This window comes from Bacteroidales bacterium (assembly GCA_026418905.1).
Lineage (GTDB): Bacteria > Bacteroidota > Bacteroidia > Bacteroidales > DTU049 > JAOAAK01.
Genome location: JAOAAK010000024.1, coordinates 1 through 2047, shown reverse-complemented (window position 1 = coordinate 2047; position 2047 = coordinate 1). Strand labels below are relative to the sequence as shown.

The window sequence follows — 2047 nt, the reverse complement described above, 5'->3', positions numbered from 1 at the left end:
TAAAATCATATCTTTTAAGTTTAAGAAAAAGTTTTCTCTTAAAGAAATTAACTATGCACGAAAAATTCTGAGAGAAGGTCAATTCGACATTGTTCATGTTTTTTATAGTCCTGCGATGATTAACATTTTGATGGCTGCACGTAATATCAAAACCAAAATTGTTCTTTATCGTGGCTACTGTGGTCATATTCACTGGTGGGATCCCACACAGTATTTTAAATACTTACATCCAAGGGTGAATGCTATTTGGGCTATTGCTCCTGCTGTGGAAAATCTTATCAAACGCAATACCTTAATTACTAGTCCTTATGTTTTCACCGTTTACAAAGGACACCATCCATCATGGTATAATAATATCTCGCCTTACCCAATCAAATTAAAATACAATCTACCAGAAAATGCTTTCATCATTACTATGGTTGCTAATGCACGTAAGATGAAGGGCTTGCGTTATTTTATAGATGCACTTGCAAAAATTCCAACCACATTTCCCATATATACTTTTCTGATCGGAAAAGGTTTAAAAACCGCTAACATTGAAAAAAAAATAAAAAGCAATTTCCTTCATCGCAAAGTTTTTTTCATCGGTCACGTACCGAATCCTCTAATTTACGTAGCCAGTTCAAACTGTTTTGTATTGTCCTCAATTTATGGCGAAGCTACTACTAAATCTGTACTCGAAGCTATGTTTTTAAAAATTCCTTGCATAATTACCGACATCCCGGGTAATGAGCCTTTGATGGAAAATATGAATCAGGGTATAAAAGTCCCTCCACGAAACCCAGATGCTCTAGCTAAAGCCATCTTATTTTATTATTATCATCCTCAAGTTGCACAATATTTTGCTCATCATGCCTATGAATACGTTAATAAAACATTTCACATTGACAAAACAGTAAAAAATTTACTTCAAAAATATGAAGAATTGCTTAGCTAATATTTGCCTTGGTATAATGCTAGAGCGACGGCATCAGAAAGTCCTACCTTGGGAATGAATAAGTATGGGAGGGAGAATTTTTTCATGATGGTCATAAAAAGATGGGCAGCAGGAACAATCACATCTGCTCTATCAGCTGGCAAGAAAAACTTTTCAATCCTTTCTTCTTTAGTGAGATTTATCAAGCTGTGAAAGGCGTTTTGGATTTCATCAAGATAAAGTTTGTCATGATTTTTTTTACCGAAAAAAGATTTCAAAGCATCGATATTGCCACCAACAGCCATGGGAATAATGTTCTCATGCAACAAATGTTTCTCGATAAAATAAAACATTTTCTCTATTTCCTGAGGTTCGACAGCATTTTTTAGTAAACGCACCGCACCTAACTTGAAGCTTTCGGACCTAATCTTTCCATTTGGCTGGATGAAATTCACTTCAAGACTGCCACCACCAATGTCGAATATGATTTTTTGTGAATCAGGATTTTCATACCATTTAAGAAGGTTAAGCACGAGTTCGGCTTCTTCTTTTCCTGAAATGATCATTCCTTTAATACCGATTGTTTCAGAGAGATTTTTAAAGATTTCTTTACCATTTGTTGAATCTCGCATAGCAGATGTGCCGACCATGATGGATCGTTCTACTTCCCAGAGAGAAAGTAATTGCGCAAAAGCCAGCATCCCCTTTTGCATTTTTTTATGTGTCGTTGGAAGAATCTCATTCCAACTAAAAACATCATCACCAAGTCGTATAGGAATACGTGCATACATTTCCCGAATCACGCGGGGAATACCTTCTCTTTCAACTACCATCCCAACAAAACATTTGATGGCATTACTTCCTATGTCAATTACTCCAAATCTGTTTTTCATACATAATGATTACTCAAATAATCATACCACTTAATTTGAGAGTCGATTTTTTCTTCACCCGTTACATACTGATTATGCTGCTTGCCATTAACAAAGCGAGCTTTACAGGTATCTTTGAGTTGAAGATATAGATAATCTTTTAAAATTTTTTTGATGTCTTTGTCAAGGATGGGAACAGTTACTTCTATGCGATGATCAAGATTTCTAATCATCCAATCGGCAGAGGTAATATACATGT

General features: G+C 35.4%; 3 protein-coding genes. 1 reads left to right on the top strand and 2 read right to left on the bottom strand.

Annotation, left to right across the window (positions count from 1 at the left end; translation table 11 throughout):
- The coding region (locus tag N2Z72_05005) for a glycosyltransferase family 4 protein (GenBank protein MCX7697037.1) at positions 1-937 on the top strand (937 nt) is incomplete at its 5' end.
- Here N2Z72_05005 and N2Z72_05000 read toward each other — a convergent pair.
- Both N2Z72_05000 and N2Z72_04995 read right to left on the bottom strand, forming a co-directional pair.
- A complete protein-coding gene (locus N2Z72_05000; protein MCX7697036.1) occupies positions 934-1809 on the bottom strand; it encodes a hypothetical protein in 876 nt (291 codons plus the stop codon). The two genes, N2Z72_05005 and N2Z72_05000, sit on opposite strands and share 4 nt — an antisense overlap.
- Positions 1806-2047: RNA degradosome polyphosphate kinase (locus N2Z72_04995; GenBank protein ID MCX7697035.1), on the bottom strand; the 242-nt coding region annotated here is incomplete at its 5' end. The genes N2Z72_05000 and N2Z72_04995, both read right to left, overlap by 4 nt.

Coding starts and splice junctions, on each gene's coding strand:
- N2Z72_05000 (MCX7697036.1), bottom strand. CDS start 1,809: ATGAAAAACAGATTTGGAGTAATTGACATAGGAAGTAATGCCATCAAA.